This window comes from Candidatus Filomicrobium marinum (genome assembly GCF_000981545.1).
GTDB lineage: Bacteria > Pseudomonadota > Alphaproteobacteria > Rhizobiales > Hyphomicrobiaceae > Filomicrobium > Filomicrobium insigne.
This window is the reverse complement of the sequence record NZ_LN829119.1, coordinates 706,698-730,976: the sequence shown is the minus strand read 5'-3', so window position 1 is coordinate 730,976 and position 24,279 is coordinate 706,698. Positions and strand designations below refer to the sequence as shown.

22 protein-coding genes are annotated in these 24,279 nt (G+C 57.4%); 12 read left to right on the top strand and 10 right to left on the bottom strand.

The window, feature by feature from the left end:
- The first annotated feature begins 51 nt into the window (after positions 1–51).
- On the top strand, positions 52–447 hold the full coding sequence (locus tag YBN1229_RS03565; protein ID WP_052743670.1) for a nuclear transport factor 2 family protein: 396 nt from the start codon (positions 52–54) through the stop codon (positions 445–447).
- Positions 448–476: 29 nt separating this feature from the next.
- Here the strand turns inward: YBN1229_RS03565 and YBN1229_RS03560 are convergent, their stop codons facing one another.
- The 8 genes from YBN1229_RS03560 to YBN1229_RS19105 all read right to left on the bottom strand — a co-directional run bounded on the left by YBN1229_RS03560 (position 477) and on the right by YBN1229_RS19105 (position 8,877).
- The gene (locus tag YBN1229_RS03560; RefSeq protein ID WP_052743669.1) at positions 477–797 is read right to left on the bottom strand and encodes a hypothetical protein; all 321 of its coding nucleotides are present in this window, start codon (positions 795–797) and stop codon (positions 477–479) included.
- A 144-nt stretch (positions 798–941) separates the two neighbouring features.
- The gene (locus YBN1229_RS19030) at positions 942–2,138 is read right to left on the bottom strand and encodes a L,D-transpeptidase family protein (protein WP_052743668.1); all 1,197 of its coding nucleotides are present in this window, start codon (positions 2,136–2,138) and stop codon (positions 942–944) included.
- Positions 2,139–2,312: 174 nt separating this feature from the next.
- The gene (locus tag YBN1229_RS03550; RefSeq protein WP_046476730.1) at positions 2,313–3,206 is read right to left on the bottom strand and encodes a L,D-transpeptidase family protein; all 894 of its coding nucleotides are present in this window, start codon (positions 3,204–3,206) and stop codon (positions 2,313–2,315) included.
- A gap of 96 nt (positions 3,207–3,302) precedes the next feature.
- Positions 3,303–4,304 (bottom strand): L,D-transpeptidase family protein, encoded by a 1,002-nt coding sequence (locus YBN1229_RS03545; RefSeq protein WP_052743667.1) that lies wholly within the window; start codon positions 4,302–4,304, stop codon positions 3,303–3,305.
- Positions 4,305–4,561: 257 nt separating this feature from the next.
- Positions 4,562–5,584 (bottom strand): acetyl-CoA carboxylase carboxyltransferase subunit alpha, encoded by a 1,023-nt coding sequence (locus YBN1229_RS03540; RefSeq protein WP_046476729.1) that lies wholly within the window; start codon positions 5,582–5,584, stop codon positions 4,562–4,564.
- Positions 5,585–5,736: 152 nt separating this feature from the next.
- Positions 5,737–6,696 carry a site-specific tyrosine recombinase XerD gene (gene xerD / locus YBN1229_RS03535; protein ID WP_046476727.1) on the bottom strand — a complete coding sequence of 320 codons (960 nt, stop codon included), beginning with the start codon at positions 6,694–6,696 and terminating at the stop codon, positions 5,737–5,739.
- Positions 6,697–6,713: 17 nt separating this feature from the next.
- A complete protein-coding gene (locus YBN1229_RS03530; protein ID WP_052743666.1) occupies positions 6,714–8,624 on the bottom strand; it encodes a hypothetical protein in 1,911 nt (636 codons plus the stop codon).
- A 7-nt stretch (positions 8,625–8,631) separates the two neighbouring features.
- A complete protein-coding gene (locus YBN1229_RS19105; RefSeq protein WP_046476725.1) occupies positions 8,632–8,877 on the bottom strand; it encodes a hypothetical protein in 246 nt (81 codons plus the stop codon).
- 198 nt (positions 8,878–9,075) lie between these two features.
- Between YBN1229_RS19105 and YBN1229_RS03520 the strand changes: the two genes are divergently transcribed.
- The 3 genes from YBN1229_RS03520 to YBN1229_RS03510 all read left to right on the top strand — a co-directional run bounded on the left by YBN1229_RS03520 (position 9,076) and on the right by YBN1229_RS03510 (position 12,394).
- Entirely contained in the window at positions 9,076–9,687 is a 612-nt protein-coding gene (locus YBN1229_RS03520) for a shikimate kinase (protein WP_244464998.1), read from the top strand.
- A gap of 70 nt (positions 9,688–9,757) precedes the next feature.
- A complete protein-coding gene (gene aroB, locus YBN1229_RS03515) occupies positions 9,758–10,915 on the top strand; it encodes a 3-dehydroquinate synthase (RefSeq protein ID WP_046476723.1) in 1,158 nt (385 codons plus the stop codon).
- A gap of 156 nt (positions 10,916–11,071) precedes the next feature.
- Positions 11,072–12,394 (top strand): HlyC/CorC family transporter, encoded by a 1,323-nt coding sequence (locus YBN1229_RS03510; protein WP_046476721.1) that lies wholly within the window; start codon positions 11,072–11,074, stop codon positions 12,392–12,394.
- A gap of 24 nt (positions 12,395–12,418) precedes the next feature.
- Here YBN1229_RS03510 and YBN1229_RS03505 read toward each other — a convergent pair whose 3' ends face one another.
- Entirely contained in the window at positions 12,419–12,694 is a 276-nt protein-coding gene (locus YBN1229_RS03505; RefSeq protein ID WP_046476718.1) for a BolA family protein, read from the bottom strand.
- 124 nt (positions 12,695–12,818) lie between these two features.
- Here YBN1229_RS03505 and YBN1229_RS03500 point away from each other — a divergent pair, with 124 nt between their 5' ends.
- The 4 genes from YBN1229_RS03500 to YBN1229_RS03485 all read left to right on the top strand — a co-directional run bounded on the left by YBN1229_RS03500 (position 12,819) and on the right by YBN1229_RS03485 (position 17,665).
- Entirely contained in the window at positions 12,819–13,463 is a 645-nt protein-coding gene (locus YBN1229_RS03500) for a J domain-containing protein (protein WP_046476716.1), read from the top strand.
- Positions 13,464–13,563: 100 nt separating this feature from the next.
- Positions 13,564–14,565, top strand: a complete 1,002-nt coding sequence (gene cobS, locus YBN1229_RS03495) for a cobaltochelatase subunit CobS (RefSeq protein ID WP_046476714.1) — start codon at positions 13,564–13,566, stop codon at positions 14,563–14,565.
- Positions 14,566–14,573: 8 nt separating this feature from the next.
- On the top strand, positions 14,574–16,463 hold the full coding sequence (gene cobT / locus YBN1229_RS03490; protein WP_046476712.1) for a cobaltochelatase subunit CobT: 1,890 nt from the start codon (positions 14,574–14,576) through the stop codon (positions 16,461–16,463).
- A gap of 86 nt (positions 16,464–16,549) precedes the next feature.
- Positions 16,550–17,665, top strand: a complete 1,116-nt coding sequence (locus YBN1229_RS03485) for an esterase-like activity of phytase family protein (protein ID WP_052743665.1) — start codon at positions 16,550–16,552, stop codon at positions 17,663–17,665.
- Between the two features lie 86 nt (positions 17,666–17,751).
- On the opposite strand, the gene rpmB is transcribed toward YBN1229_RS03485, so the two are convergent.
- Positions 17,752–18,060 carry a 50S ribosomal protein L28 gene (gene rpmB / locus YBN1229_RS03480; protein ID WP_046479903.1) on the bottom strand — a complete coding sequence of 103 codons (309 nt, stop codon included), beginning with the start codon at positions 18,058–18,060 and terminating at the stop codon, positions 17,752–17,754.
- Between the two features lie 328 nt (positions 18,061–18,388).
- Here rpmB and YBN1229_RS03475 point away from each other — a divergent pair, with 328 nt between their 5' ends.
- From YBN1229_RS03475 to fdxA, 4 genes are all read left to right on the top strand, one after another.
- On the top strand, positions 18,389–19,318 hold the full coding sequence (locus YBN1229_RS03475; RefSeq protein WP_052743664.1) for a DUF3108 domain-containing protein: 930 nt from the start codon (positions 18,389–18,391) through the stop codon (positions 19,316–19,318).
- Between the two features lie 262 nt (positions 19,319–19,580).
- On the top strand, positions 19,581–22,805 hold the full coding sequence (locus tag YBN1229_RS03470) for a helicase-related protein (RefSeq protein ID WP_046476710.1): 3,225 nt from the start codon (positions 19,581–19,583) through the stop codon (positions 22,803–22,805).
- Entirely contained in the window at positions 22,802–23,251 is a 450-nt protein-coding gene (locus tag YBN1229_RS03465) for an RNA-binding S4 domain-containing protein (protein WP_046476707.1), read from the top strand. The genes YBN1229_RS03470 and YBN1229_RS03465 overlap by 4 nt, the downstream gene beginning before the upstream one ends.
- A 195-nt stretch (positions 23,252–23,446) precedes the next feature.
- A complete protein-coding gene (gene fdxA / locus YBN1229_RS03460) occupies positions 23,447–23,785 on the top strand; it encodes a ferredoxin FdxA (protein WP_046476705.1) in 339 nt (112 codons plus the stop codon).
- Positions 23,786–24,279: the final 494 nt, after the last annotated feature.

Here is a 24,279-nt window from a genome sequence, read left to right as displayed (position 1 = left end):
CCGTGACATGCGCTTGCGTGAAGACCGGTTCCAGGGAGATGGAGGAACGTCATGGATCAGGACATGGAGCAGACTGAAGTCATCGCCGCCAACGATCGCTTCTACGCCGCGATCCGCTCAGGTGATTTCGCAACAATGGATGCTCTGTGGTCGGCTCGCGATGTTGTTTCCGTGTACCATCCCAATTGGCCGGGTATCACAGGACGCGAAGAGGTGATGGCCTCCTGGCACGACGTTCTGGTTTTAGCAGAGCCGCCGGAGATCTTTCCGAAGGAGGTAACCGTCATCCGTACGGAGCGGATGGCGTTCGTACTCTGCGTCGAGGAAGTCGGCGGGGCACGGATGACGGCGAGCAACGTCTTCGTGAAGGAGGCCGGCGGATGGCGTCTGACCTGTCATCACGCGCGACCTCTCCCTGTCGGAGCGGAAAGTAAAAAGAGCCGCTGAAGCAGCTTCGCTTTCCTAGCGGGCGCTGATTATCTGCGCCGGCCGTGATCGCCAAAGTTGGTGTAGGGTGCGCAGATATCCTGAACGCGCGTGTCATGTCCGACTAGTCTGCAGACTTCTTCCTTCTTACTCGGGTTGTTACGGATTGCGCGGGCTGAGACGTGGCTACCGTAACTCTGGGCGACCGACGCGAGATAATTATCGCCGCAGTAGGGTGTTGCGATCAGGGACCCGTTGACAATCTGATACGCGCCGTCACATCGGATCTTTGCGGCAGCAGGTGTCGCCGCTGCAAAGATCGGCAGCGTTGCCGCGCATGCCAGGACGAGTGTGGATTTCCAAATTTGCATTACCTGTTCCTCTTCGGGAGCGAAACCTTGTGTCTGATATTCAGATATAAGGTCACGTGCGCCGGTTGGTTCAGTTTCCTAAGGAACACAATTGCTTTTCACTGAATATTGATGCGCCATATTTTCGGTTTCTACCGGCTCGTCCTAGTTGCGATTTGAACGCGCCGTTGCGACACCTGTTTTGCCCTTGGTGGTGCGCACTTGGTAGCTTCGTTGCTGCAAAGCCAGGAAACGGCGACAGCTCGCCAAGCCCAGATTGCACTGAAGACGGGGAAGGGGGGCGGCGGCCACCGCACGCGGAGGACGCGATTTCGTATTGGTAGATTTAGCGGCTAAGTGCTGGGCGGCTATCGTCTCGATCGGTAACGGCAGCAGTGCGACCAGCCTCTGTTCCTCCACGGACAACGCTTTCCAACGGGAGGGCTGGTGGACAATATTTTGTAATGTCTCCTCTGCCTGAAGAACTGCGGCTGTCTCGCCGCACACGGCTAAAGGGGGGTGAGCGCCCCCCTCCCCGGGGGCGGCATCGAGAATGCTGTAGCGACCATTGCATACGCTGATCCGTGGGGGGAGCCGCGTGCGCTCAAAGGAATCGTAGCCTTCCTTCAAGTTGATCCAAAAGTCACGCCACTCACTCTCAACGTGACTTGCGAGATTCTCGTTGGTCATGCGGAAGGGAAAGACATGAACCGGCACGTAGTCCTGTCCCGCCTTTATGGCGTCGTACACAAGACCGAAGATTTCGGTCATGACCGCGTCGGTCATGGCGTAGCAGCCAACAGAGGAACAGCCTCCGTGAATGAGCAAGTAAGACCCCGTCCGCAGCAGCGAACGGTCTAAAACGTTGGGAAAGCCCAGATTGAAAGACCGCGGCCAGCGTCCGCTGCGGTGGAGGCGCTTGCGGGTTATGGTGTAAAAACCTTCAGGACTTTGCTTGTCGCCTTCCACAAGTTTCGGCCCGAGGTCACCGGACCAATGGCAAATGGGATACGTTGCGAAGTGGACGTAGCGATTGTCCTTCTTCATCCAGATTTCGAATTCGGACTCGTCCTTGAAGATGCGCAAGAGGACGGGGTCTCCGCGTGTCAATTGCTTGTTCGCGAGTCGTTCGTCTAGCTTCCCTACATTAGGCGTCGACGGGAGGGGGAGGTCGCCGTTGGCAGCTTGGCGTTGCCGCTCGATGCGGTCAGGCGCTGCACCTTTGAGCTCGATTGAAATTGCGTAAGCGCGCGGTATTGCGCCTAAGAGGATCAGGATGGCGACAGACAAGCCGACCAAGCCGACAGCCAGAGGTTTGACTGAACGCGCATAAGCGAAGCAGGACCATGTGGATCTAGACACTGCCTGTTCCTTCTCATGCCGGTCTGCGCGTAAGGCGGCGTCCGGCGCTATCAAGGGTACTGCCAAGTGCACACCAAATGCTGAAGCATTGTGACGATTTCATTGAACAATGCTTAACGAAGCCGCCGGTTCAATCTATGCGGGCTTCCACACAAGATGCAGCGGGCATGGCGTTCAATTGGTAACGACCGCGTTCTGCGTTGCGCAGGATTCGCCGATCGTGGCTGATCCATCGGAGCGCTCGACGCCGGGTGTGGCGACGTAGCGTTTACGGCAGATGGCCACGCGTGGCGGGATTTGCGTCTTCTCGAAGAGGTCGTGGGCGTGTTTCAAATCACGCCAGAACGGTGCCCATTTGTGATCGGCGCGTGCTTCGATTGCTTCTGAAGTCATGCGGAAAGGAAAAATCTGCACCTGGAAGCGCGGTTGACCGCTTTTCAGCGCCGAGGTGACGATCTCCCAGATCTCATCAATCACATCGTTGGTCATTGCGTAGCATCCGATCGAAGAACATCCGCCGTGGACCATCAGAAAGGTGCCTGTGCGGTCGTGACTGCGATCGAACGCATTGGGAAAGCCGAGGTTGAAGGAGCGATGCCAACGGCTCGCCGGATTAAGCTGACCCGAGGAAACCGTATAGATGCCTTCGGGTGACTGGTGGTCGCCTTGCTTCAGTTTTGGTCCGAGCTGTCCGGAGTATCGGCAGATGGGATATGTGGCGAAGCGCTGAAACTTGCCGTCTCGCTGCATCCAGATTTCGAGCAGAAACTCACGCTTGAAGATCCGCATAAAAATTGGATCGCCGAGTTTTAATCCGGCATCTTGAAGGCGGGCCTCGAGCGAATTCAGGTCCGGGGTTCTCGGGAGCGGTAGCCCGAAGCGGGCAAACGCTTTGCGCCAGAGGCGTTCTCCTTGAAGAACAACGTCGTCGTGATGAGCGGAGAGCGTGGTCCAATGCTGGCGCACGAAAACGGCACCTAGCAATATAAGGATGGTACCAAGGACGAACAGTGCCGCTCCGGGGCGGCGACGGGGCCGTGGTTCTCGATTTTCGGACTTGCGGGTCATCTCTCGAGGAAACCTCGCGGGAATACTCGTCCGGAAAAGAAACATCCCACCCAGGGTAGGTCAAATGACCCTGGGTGGGATTGCGTTGCGAGCGGCTTACTGGTTGAAGCCTAGCGCCGCGGAGGGCGGTGATTGCGTATAGCCACTGGATGCGATGCCAAGGCCAAATTTTGGGCCTGTGCCGATGGCTCCCGTTGCAATTGGCGATTGCGTTTCCGAAGCTGCGGTGCGCATGCGCTGGCCGGGTGCGGTGTACCGTTCCAGCGCGATTTGCTGTTCCGTGGAGCTTCTCGGGACAAACGGCTCAATCTGCGGCCGCATGAAGCGTGGGCAGTGACCGATGGGATCAATCCTGCTGTTTTGGGGCAGGTGAACATTGACGATATAGTTGCGATTACAAACGGCGACCGTCGGCGGGATGCGATGCACTTCGAAGTGGTCGTATCCTTCCTTCAGCGTCCTCCAGAACTTGTACCACTTGTTATCGCGGTGAAGTTCCATGTTGGCGTCGGTCATGCGGAATGGAAACGCGTGAACCTCAATCCTCTCCTGACCTCCGCGGAATGCTTCGCGGGCCAGGGCGTAGATTTCCTCAATCAGCGCGTCTGTCATGGCGTAACAGCCTGCTGAACGGCACTTGCCGTGGACCATGAGGAAGTCTCCGGTCCGGTTGTGAGCGCGGTCGTAGGCGTTGGGGTAACCTAGATTGAACGCGATGTGGAAGCTCGAGTTCGGGTTCATCTGGCCGCTGGCTACGGTGTAGAAGCCCTCCGGCGCTTGTTTGTCGCCCTGCTTCACCTTCGGCCCCAGTTCGCCGGACCAATTACATATTGGGTAAGTTTTGTAATGGTAGAACCGGCCGTCATCGCGGGCCTTCCAGACCTCAAGTTCGGATTCCTGCTTAAAGATCCGAATAAAGATCGGTGAGCCCACTTCCATGCCCTTGTGTCCCATCAACATCATGGCGGGACGTGACAATGGCTGTTCGGCGGGTGGGATTTGAGGTGCATTTGCGCACGCAGCCAATAATAAGCCGCATGCTGCAACGAGCGTGATAGCGCGCAACATTTTCAACATATCAGTGATGATCAGACTCATGACGCAGTGCCCCTGGCGCACGCCGATCACCTTCGATTCGTAACGGTTAACAAAATGTTAACGCGCATGAGATTAGCGATGATTGGGCGGATGCGCAATGATTCGTTCCCTGCTCAGAAATGAGCTTAGGAATGCGGCGGTCTGTAGGCGGAATTGGGGTCAACCCATCACGTAACGCTTTGTAACTTATGAGAATAACCTACCTCTGGAGGCGCGCTGCTGCAGCTGTTTCGCCTCAGGTAAGGGTGTTGTGCGGACTACAGGTTGCGGCCCATTTGCAAGAAGCGGTCACGACGGTGCCGACGGATCTGATCGGGCGTCATGGTTTCAAAGCCCGCCAGGGCCAGCGCAATTGCCGTTCCTGTTGCGTCGATGACCCCTTTGGGGTCGCGATGCGCGCCGCCTACGGGTTCGGCAATGATACCGTCGATCACGCCGAGTTCCTCAAGGTCCTGAGCTGTGATTTTCATTGCAGTGGCGGCTTCTTCCTTCTTTTCGGCGTCTCGCCAAATGATTGAAGCGGCACCCTCTGGTGAAATCACCGAGTAAATGGCGTGTTCGAGCATAAGTATGGTGTTGGCCGTCGCGATCGCCACAGCACCGCCGGATCCGCCTTCGCCGATAACGACGCTGACAATCGGAACGCCGAGTTTCAGGCAACAATCGGTGGACCGGGCAATGGCTTCGGCCTGACCGCGCTCTTCCGCCCCGATGCCGGGATAGGCACCGGCTGTGTCCACGAGCGTGATGATGGGAAGCGAGAACTGGTCAGCCATTTCCATTAAGCGGACGGCTTTGCGGTAGCCTTCCGGCATGGCCATGCCGAAATTGTGTTTGATCCGGCTTTCTGTATCCGAGCCCTTTTCGTGGCCCATGACCATGACGGAACGGCCGCGGAAGGTGCCTACGCCACCAACGATTGCTTCGTCTTCCGCGAAGTATCGATCGCCTGCAAGCGGCGTGAAATCTTCGATAAGGCCGTTGATATAGTCGAGGCAGTGTGGCCGCTCGGTGTAGCGGGCCACGAGAGTCTTCTGCCAAGGCGTAAGTTTGGCGTAAGTTTCAGCGAGGGCCGTGCGCGCTTTTTCCTCCAGTTTCTCGATTTCTCCGCGCATAGACTCGTTCGTATCATCCCCGATCAACGTCTTGAGTTCGTGGATCTTTTTATCGAGTTCTGCGATCGGCTTTTCGAAGTCGAGATACGTGCGGACAGGCGAGCTGTTTTCCAACGGAACGGACCTTTCAATGACGTCGCGGAGCCTCAGTTCAGGCTCGCTCATCGTACTTGTGTGCGGGCAGATACACTTTTGTCCGGGGTTGGTGTCAAGACCGAGACCCCGTGAGTGCCGCAACCATTGACATGATAGCATTCGTGCGGCGCAGCATCAGCTTTCTGAGGCGGTGATTTCGACCATGGTAAATCGACTGACCGTCAGGGTTCGCGGCGGGCCAACGGATGGTGTTCCTTGACCAGTTTCTTCAAACGTTCTTCGAGAACGTGGGTGTAGATCTCGGTTGTTGAAATGTCTGCGTGTCCAAGAAGTTGCTGAACGGCGCGCAGATCGGCCCCGCGATCCAGGAGATGGCTGGCGAAGGCGTGGCGTAGAACATGGGGGCTGACGCTCTCGGGCGCCAATCCGGCCGCCACTGCCAGCTCTTTCAAATCTTGAGCGAACCGTTGGCGCGTCAAATGGCCCGTGTCGCTTTTTGATGGAAACAGCCAGCGCGTTGCGACCGTCGCTGAGAGAGCCGCGTGCTCCTCCTCGCCGATGGACAAATAGCGTTGAAGCGCGGTGCGAGCCCCGGAATTCAAAGGCACGAGACGTTCACGGCCGCCTTTGCCCTTGATCGTCAGCATCCGATCATCGCCGCGCAAAACTGTACGCGGAAGTGAGACAAGCTCGCTAACGCGAAGTCCAGTGGCGTACAGCAGTTCGATCAGACAGTGTAACCGCAGAGCGCGCATGCGTTCGATGCCGGATGTGCCTTCCGTTCGACGGCGCGCTGCGTCGATCAGGCCATCGACTTCTTCGACGGTGAGCGTTTTGGGAAGGCGGCGGCCCGATTTGGGGGCGGCAACGCCGTGACTTGGGTCTTCCGGGACCCTGCCTTCCGCCGTCAGGAAGCGAAACAACTGGCGCAACGACGACAGTCGCCGCGCTCTGGAGGCTGGCGATAGCCCTGCAGCTGAAAGGGACGTCAGGTAGGCGCGGATGTTGTCTGGTGAGACTGAGACGAGCCTGCAGTTGTTGGCTGCGAAAAAGTGGCAGGCATCATGCAAGTCGCGCTGGTAGGCGGCCAGGGTGTTTGCTGCAGCCCCACGTTCGGCTGACAGCATTTGCAAAAATTCATCGATCTGGCCGCGGTCTTCAGCGGATATGGGCGCAGTCATTGAGCGCTTCTCCGCAGCTAACCGCTGACCTGGCGTGGCCAAGCCGGAAACAGCGCTTCAAAGCCGAGACGGCGGGCTTCAGCCTCCAAGCCCGCACTTTTGAGGGCACGGATGGCATCACCAAGCGCGATCATATGTGCTCCTTCGGCTCCCTTGGGGCCGAGGGCGTTCATAGTCAGGAGTACGGTCCGGCCGAATTCCTTAGCTTTCGCGGCGTTCTGGAGCCTGGAAAGTACGCCGGTTTCAGGTAGATGGCCTGTTGACGGCTGAGGTGTGCGGCTCGCCGCTTCCCAGAGTGGAATGGGGATCTGGTAGTCCAGGGCGTCGAGGACTGTGGCAATACGATGCAACTGATCGGGAACAAAAACGCCGCGTAAAGCGAGATGCTCAAGTGCTGCCAAGCTTTGGCCGTGGCGGGCGCCATTCACGTCTGAAATATCGATCAAGGCGCGCCAATGATTGAGCTGGCCTGCCGCGCGTGGGTCCGCCGGATCGCTCAAGTTCAGCCATGATCGGGCGACTTGAGGTTCATTGCTCGCCAATAGGACTTCAATGGCGGTTTCAGAGAACCAGCTGATTTCCGGCACGGGCCGCATCGATTGGACGGCCGGCCCCATCGTTTGGAGAGCCGGGATATAAAGATTGGCGCGGCGGGCTTCGTCCAGGTACGTGCGGATCGCGCGCACCTTGCGGAATGGCGTCTGCTCTGTTTCCGCCTGCAGGAAGAGTATGGCGCGATAAGCTGGCGTTCCGGCCGCAACATGAGGGTTTTGAGAGCCGAACCCTCCACCTGCGGCTTGCGGAGTGGCCTGGGCCGTTGTTGCCGCCGACATCGCGGCTCTGCGGTAAATCGCGCTGAGCTCTTCAGCCGTTATTGCGTTGAGCCGGGCCGCAGCCTCGCCGGCTGACAGATGCACGTCTGAAGAGGCTTGCGGATCGCGCGTGAGGGCGACGAGCAGGGCCGGGGAAGCGCCTGGCAATAGACCGGAGATGTCAGTGTAACCGGCTTTCGCAAGCAGCTTGTAATCAATCAGCGAAACAGGGTGACCAGATTTCAGCTTTGGCTTGCCGCCGTGGGCGATCGCGTCGAGGGCGGCCAGTCCCGCTCCTTCCTCAACGCCTTGTTCGCGGGCAAAACCTGCGGCTACGCCAGCCGCGCTGGAATTGCCTGAGCGGGTCACACAATAGCCTGAGATCATCACCGCTTCGCCGGCAAGCATCCGCGGCATGCGTCCCAGGTCGCGCAAAAAGCCCTGCGTCTGGCTGCAGGCTTCGTCATCATTGCCGTCAGCGATGGCGGCGCGGGCCAAGAGCACGGAGATAGCCGGGCTTGGTGTGCTTGTTGCGGATGATTGCATGAGGCGCTGCATGTCTGCGGTCAGGCCCGAGCGATAGAGCGCTTCCAAACGTATGGCTTCAAATCTCTCTCCATCGCCTGCTCCGGTGGCGCGAATTTCCGCTGTCATCAACCGGCGCCAGAGGCCGTGAAGTGCGTTTGACCGGGGGGGGATCTCTATGTCTGCGAGCAGCTTTTCGAAGGTTGCTGAATCGAGTCCGTTCCAAAGTTCATAAGGTAAGCCCGAACCATCGCCCGCCATTACCGGTGCCAGATCGGAACTTTCGACTGTGACAGGGGGGCGGAATGCCGGACCTTCTTGATAACTCGCCGGCGGGCGCTGTGAGGGCCCACGTTGTGTTTCGGCAGGTGCCTGCCAGCCGCTGTTGGGCGGTTCTGTTCCCGTCGGCTTCATATACGGAGTGTCGTAATCGGGAACTGTTGGACGTTCCGCAGGCGCGCGTTGACGGTCATATCGCGGCTCGTTCTGCCATGGCCAGCCTTCTTGAGCCTGGGCCGGCAGCACAAATGCGGAAAGAGCTATAAGAGTAAGAACAGAAAGGTTTTTGGGGCCGGCTAGCGACGAATGCACGGTGGTGCTACTCCGTTTGCGCAGGGGGTGGAGTTCCGGCATCCTTTGCACCCTCGTTCTGGTTTGCCGCTCCGGTATTGTCCGCAGACGGCGATTCCCGCGTCGGCATGGGCCCGTTCGTCTTGACGTCCTGGAGACGGTAGACCGTATGGCGTGGTTCGGGCTCGAAGCGGGTCGCCAGAATATAAAGCCCGGCAAACACGGCGGCGACGAGCGTTCCCGTGACGAACAAAAATCGAAAAAGAGTGGGCATTGGATTAGTCTGCTCCCGATCAATTTCTTGTCGGTTTATATTGGCTGCAGTATGGCGCGCCGTCGCGATGGTGGGTTACCATCTTCGGCTGGTGGCGATGAAGAGCCGATCAGCAACAGTTAGGATAGCAATTATGTATTGTCGGTTCGATTCTCGCAAACAGGGCAGCTTAGCATCCGTGCAAGGGGCCAGGATTCGATGATCCGAATCGGTCTGCAGCGACGGGCGAAGCGAATGGATGCGGCGCAAATCGAGAAACTGCGCGTGGCGCTCGGTGAGCGGTCGATCGTGATGGTTGGCATGATGGGATGCGGCAAGACGGCAATTGGCCGCCGTCTGGCTCAGCGGCTCGGTTTGCCTTTTGCTGATGCCGACGACGAAATCGAAAAGGCAGCAGGCAAGAGCATCTCGGAGATATTTCAAGATCACGGTGAAGAGCACTTCCGTGAAGGAGAGCGTAAGGTCATCGCCCGCCTTCTGAGTGGTGGACCCCAGGTGCTTGCAACGGGTGGTGGGGCATTCATGAATGCCCAGACGCGGGATGCCATCCGTGAAAATGGGGTTTCGGTCTGGCTCAAGGCCGATTTACCAGTGCTTTTGCGCCGTGTCGGACGCCGCGACAGCCGACCGCTTCTGCGTGGTGACAACCCGGAAGCTGTTATGAAGCGGCTGCTTAAGGAGCGGTCCCCGATCTATGCCGAGGCGGATCTTGTCGCCGAAAGTCGTGATGAGCCGCATGATCAGATCGTGACCCAGATCATCAATTTACTGCTGAAATCGCCTATTCTGGCAGCGCAGCCCGGTGTCTGATAGGAACAGCTGCCTTATCTCCCTAACTTAAGCTGGTGCCGCTCTGTCGCCAGCCAACTCGGAAACTTTTATGCCGACTGTCGTCAATTCACTCGCTGCAACTCAGAACGTTTCACGGACGGTGAGCGTCGCGCTGCCAGGACGCGCCTATGATATTTTGCTCGGGCCCGGCCAGCTGGGGCAGGGTGGTCGACTGATCGCAGGCCGGCTCGGTAAGGGGCGTTGTGGCATCGTGACCGATGCAAATGTCGCCGCGTACCATCTGGGTGAACTCGAGGCGAGCCTTAAGGCTGAAGGTCGGTGGAAGGGCTCGATCGTCTTGCCGGCCGGTGAGGCGTCGAAGAGTTTCTCGCAATTGGCTCCGCTGTGCGAGCAGCTTCTGGAAATGGAGCTTGAGCGGGGCGATATGGTGGTTGCGCTGGGCGGTGGCGTGATCGGCGATCTCGCTGGTTTCGCTGCTTCTATCCTGCGGCGCGGCGTACGTTTTGTGCAGGTTCCCACCTCTCTGCTTGCCCAGGTCGATTCATCGGTTGGCGGAAAGACCGGGATCAATACGCCGCAGGGCAAGAATCTGATCGGTACGTTTCATCAACCCAGCCTCGTGATCATTGACACCGATGTTTTAGAAACGTTGCCGGATCGAGAGCTTCGCGCAGGTTATGCCGAAGTTGCCAAGTACGGTCTCTTGGGCAACGCGGACTTCTTCGACTGGCTTGAAGCGAATGCGTCAAAGCTGTTCGACGGTGACTTGCCAGCGCGTCTGCATGCGATCGAGACAAGCGTTGCTATGAAGGCGCGTATCGTTATTGCGGATGAACGCGAAGCGGGCGAGCGGGCCTTGCTCAACCTCGGGCACACATTCGGACATGCTTTGGAAGCGTGGACGGGATATTCTGATCGCCTGCTTCATGGCGAAGGCGTTTCGATTGGAATGTGCCTCGCGTTCCGTTTGTCGGAGAAACTGAAGCTTTGTGCTCCAGGAACGGCAGCACGTGTTACTGCGCACCTTGCGGCGGCTGGGTTACCGACGCGGATCAGCGATATTCCCGGTGGGGAGATGCCGACGCCAGCGCGGCTCCTGCAACTCATGGAGCAGGACAAGAAAGTACAAGATGGACTTTTGACATTCGTACTTGTCCGGGGCATCGGCCAAGCGTTCGTTACGCGAGATGTCGGACGTGACGACGTAGCGGCATTCCTGGATGAGAATATCGGGGCACAGGCTTGAACGGCTCTGAGATGTTTGCGGTTCTCAAGGGGCCGACGTCTTCTTTTTCCGGGGCGTAAGCTTGCGAGTTCCGTGCGTGGACCTTACGTCAGTCCGCTACGTACGAATACCGATTATCGCCGACTTTAAACGCATCATGCAAACCCATAAAGAGACATGGCCATAGAACTCCTCCTCACCCTTCTTGCCATATTTCTTCTGTTGGCGCTCTCGGCCTTCTTTTCAGGTTCTGAGACAGCCCTGACGACAGCGTCGCGCGCGCGCATGCATGCTTTGGAGAGCGAAGGTAATGTACGGGCGCAGATGATCAATCAGATGCTGGCTGCACCGGAACGCATCATCGGGACGGTGTTGCTCAGCAATAACCTCGTCAACATTCTTGCTTCGGCGTTGGCGACAAGCCTGCTCATTAATCTGTTCGGGGAAGTAGGCGTCGCTTATGCGACGCTTGCGATCACGTTGCTCGTCGTCATTTTTTCAGAGGTGCTGCCGAAAACGTACGCGCTCGTTTACGCTGACCGTATCTCGCTGGCTGTAGCACCGATCATGAAATTTTTGATCGTGGCTCTCTGGCCTTTTACTCGGGCGGTGGAACTTGTTGTCAGCGCTATTCTCTCGCTCACTCCAACACGGGAGGACGACGACGCTAACATTCTTTCGGCGCACCAAGAGATCCGAGGCACGATTCAGCTCCAGACCAAGGGAGGTGCTGTCGCCAAGGGCGATGCTCATATGCTTGGCGGTATCCTTGATCTCAGCAGCTTGCAAGTGGCCGATATCATGATCCATCGGACAAAGATGGAAATGGTAAATGCGGACGATCCGCCGGAAAAGATCGTCGAAGAAGTGGTGAAGGCGCAGTACTCACGCGTTCCTATATGGAAGGATGAGCCCGAGAATATCGTCGGCATTCTGCATACGAAAGATCTTTTGACGGCGCTAAGCGAGGTCGACTGGGATGTCACGAAACTCAACCTTCTGAGTTTCGCTTCGCAGCCCTGGTTTGTTCCCGATACGACGACGCTTAAGGAGCAACTCAATCAGTTCCTGAAACAAAAGTTACAGATGTCTTTGGTCGTGGATGAGTACGGTGAAGTTCAAGGTCTCATTACGCTCGAAGATATTCTTGAGGAGATTGTCGGACAGATCGTTGATGAACACGACGCGCCGGAGATGGGCATTCGCCCGCAAGCCGATGATACCGTCAACGTCGATGGCTCTGTGCCAATCCGCGATCTCAACCGGTTTATGGACTGGGATCTGCCCGACGATGAGGCGACCACGGTTGCTGGACTTGTGATTCACGAGGCGCAGACCATTCCGGAGCCGGGACAAGTTTTCACGTTCTACGGTTATCGCTTCGAAATTCTGCGCAAGAATCGCAACCGGATCGCGGCGCTCAGGGTGAAGCCGCTTGAGTCGGATGCCGGAGCGGTCGGTGGAGCTGAAGCTTCGGTTGAGCCGCCTGCCGCGCGGTAGGCGGCTCAAAGCTTTGCATAAATGTCAGGTGAGCTGTTCGCCCGGCGCATAGGTTTTCATAGCGAGGGCGTGGACGCTGCCGGCGAGTTCATCGGCTAAAATCGTGTTTACTAGACGATGTCGATCAACGCGGCTTTTACCAGCGAAGACGGGGGAGACAATGAGTAGGCGAAAATGGCTGTTTCCGGTGCCTGGTGATGAGCGGTGACCGGCATGCAGTTCGCTCTCGTTTATGATATCTAATCGCGTTGGTTCCAAAGCGATCAACAGCTTCTCACGCATCTGACTTTCGATGCTCATTCTTGTCCTCTTAGTTGTTGTGTAGGAATTACGCGGTCTGAATGAATTTCAGGCACTTACTTCGTCGCTGGGTGTCGCCCCTGTAACCTTGTGCACCCCCTAACGAAAGATCATACTTCGGTCCATGAAGCTCGGTTCGAAATACTTCGATTCAATCCGCGTCGCACCCAAGCGTAGCAGGTCGGCGAACGATCCTGTGCAGCATACTGCCGGGGCCCCGACGTGCCAATGGAAGGGCTGCGACAAGGCCGGCCGCCATCGTGCGCCGATGGGGCGTGGCCGCGACGGTGAATACTATCTCTTCTGCGTCGATCATGTGCGCCAATACAACGCATCATACAACTACTTTGACGGAATGTCGGACACCGAAGTAGCCAAATTCCAGAAGGATGCGATGACAGGCCATCGCCCGACCTGGAAGATGGGTGACAACCCGGCATTTGAAGGGAATGGTGAGCGGGAAGCCGAGCACGCGCCTGAGAGCGCGGAGAGCCGAGCCCGTGATCCGCATGGCTTTTTTGCCTGGCGCGCACAACAAGCGCGCAAGGAGGCACCCGAGCGCCGGCGTAAGCTGAAGCCGATGGAAAAGAAGTCTCTTGATGCTCTGCACCTGACGCAATCTGCAACGAAGGAAGAGATCAAGGCGAAGTTCAAGGCCCTGGTTAAAGAGCACCACCCTGATGCTAATGGCGGAGACCGTCGCTCAGAGGACAAGTTGCGTGAGATCATTCAAGCCTATAACTACTTGAAACAGGTCGGTCTTGTTTAGAGCGCCGTGATGGCTGCCCACGCTCAGGGCCTTCAAACTCAATCTGTCAAGACTTCTCCTTGCCAGTCCCGGAAAACAAACTGGATCGAGCTAATCAATTATGCCCGTGCAATCATTAGATACGAGTTCAGCAGATACACTCTTGCCCGATATGACGGTTTCGGCGCGTCAGGTCTTCGGGATCGATAGCGATCTTGAGGTCCCCGCGTACGCGAAGTCGAATGAACACGTTCCTGACGTTGACGCAGACTATGTCTTCAATCGCGACGTGACGCTCGCCATTCTGGCAGGCTTCAAACACAATCGGCGCGTGATGATCCAGGGCTATCACGGTACGGGTAAGTCTACGCACATCGAGCAGGTTGCGGCACGCCTCAACTGGCCTTGCATCCGGGTGAATCTGGATAGCCATGTTTCGCGTATCGATCTTGTCGGTAAGGATGCGATTGTCCTTAAGGACGGCAAACAAATCACTGAGTTTCGCGAAGGCATCCTGCCGTATGCGCTGCAGTCGAATACGGCTTTGGTCTTCGATGAATACGATGCCGGCCGGCCAGATGTTATGTTCGTTATTCAGCGTGTTTTGGAAGTGTCCGGCAAGCTGACGCTCCTAGATCAGTCGAAAGTGATCCGGCCGCATCCGGCGTTCCGACTGTTCTCGACGACAAACACGATCGGGCTTGGTGACACCTCGGGTCTCTATCACGGTACGCAGCAGATCAACCAAGGTCAGATGGACCGTTGGTCGATCGTTGTCACGTTGAACTATCTGCCGCATGACGATGAGGTCGCGATCATCCTTTCGAAGGTCAAGTCGATGGCCAAGTCGGCTGAGTCGCGTAAGACGATCAGCAACATGGTGCGCGTCGCCGATCTCACACGCCAGGCGTTCATCAACGGTGACCTGTCGACGGTGATGAGTCCGCGTACGGTTATCACGTGGGCTGAGAATGCTGAGATCTTCAATGATGTCGGCTTTGCGTTCCGGCTCTCATTCCTGAACAAATGCGACGAGTTGGAACGTCCTGTGGTGGCTGAATTCTATCAGCGTTCGTTCGGTGAAGACCTGCCGGAAAGCGCCGCCAACGTAGCTTTGGGCTGAGGCGCCAGATGGCAGGCCGCTCGAACAAAAAGCAGGCCCCTGTCGAGCCGCTGAAACGCGCTGTCGCGACGTGCGCGCGTGCGGTTGCGGGGAAGCGCGATATCGGGGTGGATTTTGGTCCGGGTGGGCCGCAGATCACGGAAACCTCGATTAAGCTGCCTGAGCCGTCGCGTTTGCCCGACAAGCGTGAAATCGCGGTTATGCGCGGTTGGGCGGACTCGCTAGCGCTCCAAGCAGCGTGCCACGATCAGCGTTTGCATCTCAAACTCGCGCCGACCCAGGGTGATGCACGGGCCGTCTTTGAGGCTGTGGAACAGGCCCGCGTCGAGGCAGTCGGTGCATCCCGCATGCCCGGTATGGCCAATAATCTCGCCGCCAAGATTGAAGATTTTTATTCGCATGGGCGTTTTGCGGTGCTGCAAAGCCGCGAGGATGGGCCGCTTGATCAAGCGTTGGCGCTGATCGTACGTGAGCGTTTGACAGGTCGTGCACCTCCGGAAAGTACCCGCGGTCTCGTAGAGGCGTGGCGGCCTTGGGTTGAAGGACGCGCTGGGACCGTTCTTGATCGCATGAATGAGCTGGTCGAGGATCAGGAGAATTTTGCGCAGGTGATGCTCGATCTCCTGGAGGCGCTCGATATCGCGGACAACGCTTCGCAATTACAAAGCGAAACGGAAGAGCAGGAAGAGGCTCGCGATAATTCCGAGGGTGGTGAGGAGCAGGACCAGGAGTCTGGGGAAGAAGGCGACGGCCAGGACGAGGCGACACCGCAGCAGCATTCCGACAACGATGTCGGTGACATGCAGGAAAGCGGCGAGCAATCGGCTGCTGAAGAATTCGATGGCGAGTTCGATAGCGAAGAGGAAGCTGATACACCTGACTCGTGGCGTCCGAACGTCTCTGTTCTCGATGATCCGGAATGGTTCGGCTACAAGGTCTTTACGCGCGAGTTCGATGAGGAAGTCGCCGCTGATACCTTGTCGAGCCCGGAAGAGCTCGATCGCCTGAGAGGGTTTCTCGATAAAGAGCTGCGGAGTTTGTCGAGCGTCGTGGCGCGGCTTGCGAACCGTTTGCAACGTCGGCTTCTGGCGCAGCAGAACCGGGCTTGGAACTTTGACCTCGAAGAAGGGGTGCTTGATGTCGCGCGGCTAACGCGCGTTGTCGTGGATCCGATGTTCCCCCTTTCGTTCAAACAGGAAAGCGACACCGAGTTCCGCGACACGGTTGTGACGCTGCTGCTCGACAATTCCGGGTCGATGCGTGGCCGGCCGATCATGGTTGCGGCGATGTGTGCCGACATCCTAGCGCGGACGTTGGAACGGTGTGGGGTCAAAGTCGAAATTCTGGGCTTTACAACGCGAGCCTGGAAGGGTGGTCAGTCGCGTGAGCAATGGTTGAATGATGGCAAACCGGCCAACCCCGGACGTCTCAACGACTTGCGCCATATCGTCTACAAGAAGGCTGATGCTCCGTGGCGGCGCTCAAAGAGAGCGCTCGCGCTGATGATGCGTGAAGGACTTCTCAAGGAAAATATTGACGGTGAAGCGCTGGCCTGGGCGCATAAACGTCTGTTAGCGCGGCCGGAACAACGCCGCATTCTGATGATGATCTCTGACGGTGCGCCGGTTGATGACTCTACGTTGTCCGTGAATGCCGGACAGTATCTGGAGATGCATCTTCGGCGCGTGATCGAGGAGATCGAGACCAAGAGTCCGGTTCAGTTGATCGCTATTGGCATCGGGCATGATGTGACGCGCTATTATCGTCGCGCTGTGACGATTACCGATCCCAGTGAGTTGGCGGGTGCCATGACGGACAAGCTGGTTGAACTCTTTGAAGAAACAGCAGAGAGGCCTTCGCAAGGCTCGCGCGGTTCGCGGCAGCGCACAGGGACCTGAAAAAGGCCGAGGCAGCTGCCCGGTTTCTAAAGAATTGCGCGGGCGTATCCCGACTTGACGGCGTGACGAAGAGGTGATGGCAGCTGATGGCTGACTACGCTGAATGCGCAGGCAAGAAGCCTGTAAGGCCAAGGCTGTTATTGAGTGCCATCATCGCAGGAATGCTTGCTGCTGGTGTGCAATTTGCTGGCATCGGGCGTGTTTCTGCATCTCCCAAGCCCGATACTTTAAAGCTGAGCGTGCGTCCCATGGCTGTGCGCGCCGTGCCGATATCAAGCTTTGATGCCATCGACATAGGCCGGCGGACGTTCGGCAAACTGGAATGGATTGGCGGGCTGCGCCTGATCAGCGAGGACAAGTTGTTCGGGGGCTGGTCCGGGATTGCATTGAATGCTGATGGAAAAGGGTTTGTTGCGGTTTCCGATTCCGGATCATGGATGACGGGACGGATTGGATACCGCGAAGGTGTTCCTCACGGGTTGGAGGACGTTCGCGTCGGTCCGCTCAAGGCGCTTGATGGATCGAACTTACGTCGCAACAGAGACCGCGATGCCGAGGCTGTGACGCTTGTCAGTGGCACAGCGAAACGCGGACAACTTCTCATCGCTTTCGAACAGAACCACCGGATCGGCCGCTTTCAGATCGGCCCGAACGGTGTGTCGGCCCCCACATCATATATTCGGCCAGATACGAGCCGTGGACGGATGCCGTCTTTGAAGGGCTTTGAGGCCATTGCTGTGCTTAGAGCAGGCAAATTCAAAGGGGCGCTCGTGGCAATTGGCGAGCGTATGCATGACGAGAAGGGGCGACATACGGGCTGGCTTTGGACGGGGGGCAAGGCGCGTGCGTTTGCGCTCACGGATATCGGTGGCTTCGACATAACCGATGCTGTGAGTTTGCCGGATGGTGATCTTTTGGTTCTCGAACGGCGATTTCGCTGGACCGAGGGCGTCAAAATGAGAATTCGACGGATCGCGTCTGGCGAGCTGGCTCCTGGCGCTGCCATTGAAGGAGAGGTTCTCCTTGAGGCGACCATGGCTCAAGTCATCGATAATATGGAGGGAATCGGCGTGCATCGGGACGCGCGAGGCGACACGATCATCACCGTTATTTCCGATGACAACTTCAATCGCGGTTTGCAGAAGACCGTTTTAATACAGTTTCGGCTGCCAGATACCGCTGTGAAATCTACTGCGCGCTGACAATAAGAAATCCGAGAGCAGGCCCAAAAAGGGAAAGGCCAAGCTCGGGGGGAGCTTGGCCCCTTAGGAGAAAAGCTCAGCCCGCTTTAAGCAGCGACGGCTTCGCCTTCGGCGCTTTTCTTTGCCTTTTTGATTTCACGCTTGAGCTTCAGACAGCGGTCTGACAGCTCTTCGTCACGTGCCTTCATCAGGAAGGCGTCCAGGCCACCACGGTGCTCCACGGACTTAAGCGCATGTGCGCTGACCTTAAGGCGGAAGCTGCGGCCCAAAACGTCGCTGATGAGGGTGACCCTGCACAGGTTCGGGCGGAACTTGCGCTTCGTCTTATTTTCGGCGTGGCTGCGGAGCTGCCCCGAAAGCGGAAGCTTGCCCGTCAGCTCGCATTGCCTGGTCATCTTAAAAAGCTCCTTCACTGCGGCAGCCACCCTAGTGTGCTGGGGGCGCGCAGTCTTATTCGTCGCTGCGATTTGGCGAAATTCTTTGGCCCGCGCGGCGAACCGGCGGAACATGACGGGCTCGTATACCGGAGGTGGGGCAATTCCGTCAAGTCGCCTTGTGACGCGGAACGGCGTTAGCCTCACGCAGTTTTAGCTCCGAAATGACGCGTGCGTCAGAGCTTTCTTAATAAGTCTGGGCGAAAATCGAGCATCAAACAGTCGCCGTAAACCCTCGCTACCTATGGTTAGTGGTCGTGAGGCCCGCGTTCGATGGGAAGAACGAGTCATGTTTAAAAGCGTTTCGTGCCGTGCCGCAGGTGGTGCGTTGAGAGTTGTAAGCAAGCGTGATGGTGGCCGATTGTCGGTTGCTACCAAGGGCTTGATCGCCGCAGGGTTCGTTTTTGGCCTGTATGCTCTGCCGCTGGGATCGGTGACCTCCGAACCTGCTAAGGCCACGGGCGGGGAATGGCCCGCCCAGGTGAACGCCGACTACAATATCACCTTCAATGGTTTCGATATCGGCAGTTTTAAATTTCAGTCGGCGATCAGTGGTCGCGGCTATGTGCTCGACGGAGACGCTGAGCTTTCCGCGTTGCTTGGGGCTTTCAAGTGGCGCGGTTTAACCCGGGCGTCGGGGAAGGTTAGTAGCCGCAACCCGCAGCCCGCTGGCTATACATTCACATTCAAAAGCTCTTCCCGATCGGGGTCGGTTAAGCTTGGTTTCAATAAGGATCGGGTGTCCAATGTGTCGTTGGTCCCGCCCATTCCTGATCAGGCAGATACGGTTCCGGTCGAGAAAAAGCATCTTAAGGGCGCGCTTGATCCCTTGACCGCAGTTATGGCGCTGACCCGCCCGGTTGGCGATAAGGGCCCTTGCGAGCGCGTGATCCCCGTTTTCGACGGCAAGCAGCGCTTCGATCTGCGACTTAGCTATCGCCGGCAGGAGCTGATACGCGAAAACCGACGGTCGGGGCAGCCCGGCGTCGCAATCGTGTGCAATGTCCGCTATGTTCCAATCGCGGGCTACAGCCCCAGCGAAGCGGAGCAAATGGCTGAGAATACGGGTATCGAAGTCACCCTGCGCCCGGTGCCAAGTGCTAACCTGTATGTGCCTTATGAGATCCGTATTCCTACGATTGCCGGCTCTGTGACACTTTCATCCAACCGGATCGATATCCGGATTTCGGATAGGGAACGGATCGCGCTGGGGCACTAAAATACGCTTCGTAATCACTTCAGCATTGTGATTGTCCTCAACGAATGGCAGCCTTGGAGGCTGCCATTGCCATGTTGCTGACGCGGTTTGTAACTTAATTCTTCGCACTAGACAGTACGGGCAGAGACGGAACACCTACTGCGGAATGCGCCGTCTCATGATAGGTAGTTCTTGATCTTGACGCGTCCGTGATGCAATGCCACTCGGACCGGCCCGTTTCACGACGCTGTTTCTTCGGGCTCGATCCAGGAGGGCCCTTGCTATGGGCAGCAACCTCGAAACTCGAATCCGCCATGTTACGGCGGTTTTGGGACCGACCAATACGGGTAAGACCCACCTCGCCATTGAACGGATGCTTGGCCATGCTAGTGGCATGATCGGGCTTCCGCTGCGGCTGCTTGCGCGCGAGGTCTACGATAAAATAGGCCATCGTATTGGCTTCCAGAACGTCGCGTTGATCACGGGCGAAGAGAAGATCAAGCCCGAACGCGCGCGCTATTGGGTTTCCACGGTGGAAGCCATGCCGCGTGATATCGACGTTGATTTTTTGGCGATTGACGAAATTCAGCTCGCTGCCGACCCTGAGCGTGGGCATGTTTTCACCGACCGGCTGCTGCATGCGCGGGGCCGCCAAGAGACGCTGCTATTGGGCGCGCAAACTATGCGTGACTGCATTCAGGATCTCATCGACGGTGCCAATTTTATCTCCCGGCCACGCCTGTCAAAGCTCACTTATGCAGGTGAAAAGAAAATTACCCGCTTGCCAACTCGTTCGGCGGTGGTGGCGTTTTCGGCCAGCGAAGTTTATTCGATCGCGGAGTTGATCCGGCGGCAACGTGGGGGCGCGGCGGTCGTTCTCGGTGCTCTTTCGCCGCGTACGCGTAATGCGCAAGTGGAACTCTATCAGTCTGGCGATGTGGATTTTCTGGTGGCGACCGATGCTATCGGTATGGGTCTCAACCTGGACGTCGATCACGTTGCGTTTGCCTCCGTGCGCAAGTTTGACGGTCAAAACCACCGTAATCTGACGCCATCGGAGCTGGCTCAGATCGCCGGTCGCGCCGGCCGGCATATGAATGACGGTACTTTTGGCGTCACGGCCGGGGTTGAACCGTTCGATGCGGACGTTATTGAGCGTCTCGAGTCCCACACCTTCGATCCCGTGAAGGTTCTGCAGTGGCGGACGCGCAATCTCGACTATGGAAGCGTTGATCGATTGCGCGATAGCTTACGAGAGGTGCCAGGCGAACGGCGTCTCACGCGGGCCCGTATGGCTGACGATGTCGAAGCTCTTGAGGCAGTTGCCAACGACCGGGAAGTCGTGGCGCTCGCTCAGGCGCCGGCTGCCGTTGCGAAGCTCTGGGATGTTTGCCAAGTTCCAGATTACCGCAAAATCTCCAGTAGCAGTCACGCTGAATTGGTAGGCGTCATCTATAAGCATTTGATGGGGCCGGGTGAAAAAATCCCCGAAGACTGGTTTGCCAAGCAAGTTCAGTTTGCTGATCGCACAGACGGTGATATCGACACGTTGGCCAACCGGATTGCACATATCCGGACTTGGACGTTCGTTTCCAATCGCTCGGACTGGTTGAAAGACCCTGCGCACTGGCAGGGGCGGACGCGCGAGATCGAGGACAAGCTGTCGGACGCACTACATGAATGTCTGACGCAACGTTTTGTCGATCGGCGAACGAGTGCATTGATGAAGGGTATGCGGGATAAAGACGAGTTGAACGCCGAGATTGCTGAAGACGGCACTATTAAAGTCGAAGATCATTATGTCGGACGCCTCGTTGGCTTCCGCTTTTCTCCTGAGACGCAGGTTGACGGCATCCATGCCAAGGCGACTCGGCATGCTGCTGCGCAGGTTCTGGCCCGTGAGCTCGGGATGCGCGCGCGCCGTGTGGCAGCTGCTAAGCCTGATGCTTTCACGCTCTCGCCCGACGGCAGGATCTTGTGGCGGGATCAAGAAGTCGCGGTGATCGAAGCGGCGGAAGATCAGTTGCGCCCGACCGTCAATCTGCTGGTCGATGAGCATCTGAGTGCGCCGGATAAGGAGAAGATCCAGGCCCGTCTTGATACGTGGATCAGCGAGCATGTACGCGAGAAGCTGAAGCCCCTGGTCGAAATGGCGGAAGCTGAGGATATCACCGGGCTCGCACGCGGTATCGCGTTCCAGCTCAAGGAGAACTTCGGCATTCTCAAGCGCGAGCTTGTGGCTGATGAGGTCAAAGCCCTTGATCAGACCTCTCGCGCACAATTGCGCCGCCACGGCGTGCGCTTCGGTGCCTTCAACATATATATGCCGCTGCTCTTGAAGCCGGCCGCAGCAGAATTGGCGGCCACTCTTTGGGTTCTGAAAAGCGGTGACGCGCATGGCATCACCCGTTCGAATTTGCCGGTAGCGCCACGTGCCGGTTTGACCTCGATTCCGACCGATGCTGCGACGCCTGAGCCTTTCTATCGGGCTTATGGTTTCCATGTGTGCGGTCCTCGCGCCGTGCGGCTTGATATACTTGAGCGGCTCGCGGATCAGATCCGTCCTCTCCTGGCTTGGCGTAACAAAGGTGAGGAAGCCGTGCCGGATCGTACCCCGCCGAAGGGGGCGACTGGCGACGGTGGTTTCACGGTGACGCCAGAGATGATGTCCATCCTTGGGTGTTCGCCGGATGAACTCGGGAATGTGCTGAAGGCCCTAGGTTTCCGTTCCGAACGGCGGGAAGTCAAACGCGCGAGCGTTGCAGCTGAGATTGAATCGGATTCGGCGTCACCGACGGCGCAGACGTCGCCAGAAGCTGATGAGGCTGAGGCGACGCATGTCGCGGATGCCTCCTTGGAATCGGTCGCGACGCCTGCTTCAGAAATCGACGCATCGCCGGATTCTGCGGAGACCAGCGCAGAATTGGTCGCCTCTACGACGGAGAATGCTGCAGAGGTTGCTGCGGAAGCGGTGCAAACTGAACCGAGCCAGGAGGATACACCATCGGAGTCCGCCACAGAGGCGCCGGTTTCCGAAGCTTCGGGAGAGCCGGAGTTCATCGAGATCTGGCGGCCCAAGCGGCATCATCGGAGCCATGATGGTGGCCATCGTGACCGGCGACGTGGCCGCGGGCGGCATCGTTCCGGCGGCGAGGGCGCGCATGATGCCACCTCCTCTACGGGGGGCGCTGCTAATGGTGCGGGGGCGCAGCATGCAGGGGCTAATTCCGACAAGCCGAAAAGTGGCGAACATGGCGATCGGCGCGGCTCGAGCGACGGTAAAAAGTCTCATGGGCGTGAGGGGCAGGCACGCGGAGACGGGCGCGGGCGCGGGCCCAAGCGTGGCAAATGGGAAGGTGGACGTGGCCGTGAGGATCGCCGCAGGCCAGAAGTTCATTCATCGAGCCCACGAGGTAAAGGCGGCTCGGTCGATCCGGATTCTCCGTTTGCGGCACTGGTCGCGCTTAAGGAGGCTTTGCAGAAGCAGGGAGATGAGCCGAACACATGAGCGGGCCGGACACAGCCGATACGCCTTCGGCTGCTGCCTTACCGGGGCAGAGGCTCGATAAGTGGCTGTGGTTTGCGCGGGTTACAAAGTCGCGCACGCTTGCAGCCACGCTCATTGAAGGCGGGAAAGTCCGAGTTAATCGAGCGAAGACAGATAAGCCCAGCTACCAGGTTCGCGTGGGAGATGTGATTACCGCGACGGTGCATCGGAAGGTTCGTATTCTCAAGGTTCTGGAGCCGGGTTTGCGGCGTGGCCCTGCGACCGAGGCACGCACTCTTTATGAAGAGTTGACGCCGCAGTCTGGCAGCGCGATTTCTTCGGAGAGCAAAACTGGAGCTAGTCCGGTGGATTTTGAACCAAGCCCCGTTGAGAGGACGCCCGGTGCGGGGCGGCCTACAAAAAGAGAACGACGGCAGCTAGACAGATTTAAAGGTGGAGAATCTTGATCTCGGTGGGATGAGCGCTTTTAACAGAGCAGCATTCATCCTCTGAAACCCGCCGCCTTGTCCATACGGATCGAGTGGGTTAAGAGCGGGGCATCGCGGTGCCGGATTCGATCCAGCGAAGCATTCGGTTAAGTGAATTCTGATATTCAGACGCGCGCAACACGACAAACGACCATACGGAGCACGATCACTCGCATGACTTACGTTGTTAATGAGAGCTGCATCAAATGCAAGTTCACGGATTGCGTGGAGGTTTGCCCGGTAGACTGCTTCTATGAAGGGGAAAATATGCTCGTCATTCACCCTGACGAGTGCATTGATTGTGGTGTGTGCGAACCGGAATGCCCCGTCGACGCGATTAAGCCCGACACGGAGCCTCACTTGGAGAAATGGCTCGAGGTCAATCGGGAATACGCTGACAAATGGCCGAACATCACTTCCAAAAAGGATGCGCTTCCGGAAGCGGAGGAGCATCGGGATGAGGATGGCAAGTTCGAGAAGTACTTCTCTTCGGAGCCCGGTGACGGCGATTGATGCCGCTTATGGTTGTTCTTGGTGCTCGGTAGGTGTTTTGCGCGCTCGTTGACGAGGCGTGAGCCGTTGATAGATCCATCTTCTACTGGCCCTTAAGCCTTACTGGCTAGGTCGGGGATCTTATTGTTCCAGCATAATTCCTCAGTTAAAACAGGGCCTTAAGACTATCGTTTGGCCTTCGTTGACCAACAGTAATGTTCGGGCCCTTCTATTTCCGTGAAGATTGTGTTACATTATCTATCGAGTGGCGTAGCTGAACAAAACTGGAACCGTAGCGAACATATAGTGTCCATGCATCGTTAAGAGGCGATTTTCTGGACAAATGCGAACATCGACAACGCGATCGCTGCGAGACACAACCCCGTACAGCAGGGCCATGGTGTCCGACAGGCTGATGAGTAGCCCCGCAAGTGGCTAGTATCGGCCCCTATTGATTTGCCTGGAGTTCGATTTTGAACAATCGAGCGCCGGGGCTTGTTTGCGGCGCCTTATAT

What these genes read in the sequence shown, in the direction of transcription:
- YBN1229_RS03505 (WP_046476718.1), bottom strand. Translation starts at nt 12,694, where the DNA reads ATGAGCATCGAAAGTCAGATGCGTGAGAAGCTGTTGATCGCTTTGGAA.
- YBN1229_RS03540 (WP_046476729.1), bottom strand. Translation starts at nt 5,584, where the DNA reads ATGAGCGAGCCTGAACTGAGGCTCCGCGACGTCATTGAAAGGTCCGTT.
- fdxA (WP_046476705.1), top strand. Translation starts at nt 23,447, where the DNA reads ATGACTTACGTTGTTAATGAGAGCTGCATCAAATGCAAGTTCACGGAT.
- YBN1229_RS03500 (WP_046476716.1), top strand. Translation starts at nt 12,819, where the DNA reads ATGAAGCTCGGTTCGAAATACTTCGATTCAATCCGCGTCGCACCCAAG.
- xerD (WP_046476727.1), bottom strand. Translation starts at nt 6,696, where the DNA reads ATGACTGCGCCCATATCCGCTGAAGACCGCGGCCAGATCGATGAATTT.
- YBN1229_RS03520 (WP_244464998.1), top strand. Translation starts at nt 9,076, where the DNA reads ATGATCCGAATCGGTCTGCAGCGACGGGCGAAGCGAATGGATGCGGCG.
- YBN1229_RS03550 (WP_046476730.1), bottom strand. Translation starts at nt 3,206, where the DNA reads ATGACCCGCAAGTCCGAAAATCGAGAACCACGGCCCCGTCGCCGCCCC.
- cobT (WP_046476712.1), top strand. Translation starts at nt 14,574, where the DNA reads ATGGCAGGCCGCTCGAACAAAAAGCAGGCCCCTGTCGAGCCGCTGAAA.
- YBN1229_RS03510 (WP_046476721.1), top strand. Translation starts at nt 11,072, where the DNA reads ATGGCCATAGAACTCCTCCTCACCCTTCTTGCCATATTTCTTCTGTTG.
- YBN1229_RS03565 (WP_052743670.1), top strand. Translation starts at nt 52, where the DNA reads ATGGATCAGGACATGGAGCAGACTGAAGTCATCGCCGCCAACGATCGC.
- YBN1229_RS03545 (WP_052743667.1), bottom strand. Translation starts at nt 4,304, where the DNA reads ATGAGTCTGATCATCACTGATATGTTGAAAATGTTGCGCGCTATCACG.
- YBN1229_RS03485 (WP_052743665.1), top strand. Translation starts at nt 16,550, where the DNA reads ATGGCTGACTACGCTGAATGCGCAGGCAAGAAGCCTGTAAGGCCAAGG.
- YBN1229_RS03470 (WP_046476710.1), top strand. Translation starts at nt 19,581, where the DNA reads ATGGGCAGCAACCTCGAAACTCGAATCCGCCATGTTACGGCGGTTTTG.
- YBN1229_RS03475 (WP_052743664.1), top strand. Translation starts at nt 18,389, where the DNA reads ATGTTTAAAAGCGTTTCGTGCCGTGCCGCAGGTGGTGCGTTGAGAGTT.
- rpmB (WP_046479903.1), bottom strand. Translation starts at nt 18,060, where the DNA reads ATGACCAGGCAATGCGAGCTGACGGGCAAGCTTCCGCTTTCGGGGCAG.
- YBN1229_RS03560 (WP_052743669.1), bottom strand. Translation starts at nt 797, where the DNA reads ATGCAAATTTGGAAATCCACACTCGTCCTGGCATGCGCGGCAACGCTG.
- cobS (WP_046476714.1), top strand. Translation starts at nt 13,564, where the DNA reads ATGCCCGTGCAATCATTAGATACGAGTTCAGCAGATACACTCTTGCCC.
- aroB (WP_046476723.1), top strand. Translation starts at nt 9,758, where the DNA reads ATGCCGACTGTCGTCAATTCACTCGCTGCAACTCAGAACGTTTCACGG.
- YBN1229_RS03465 (WP_046476707.1), top strand. Translation starts at nt 22,802, where the DNA reads ATGAGCGGGCCGGACACAGCCGATACGCCTTCGGCTGCTGCCTTACCG.
- YBN1229_RS19105 (WP_046476725.1), bottom strand. Translation starts at nt 8,877, where the DNA reads ATGCCCACTCTTTTTCGATTTTTGTTCGTCACGGGAACGCTCGTCGCC.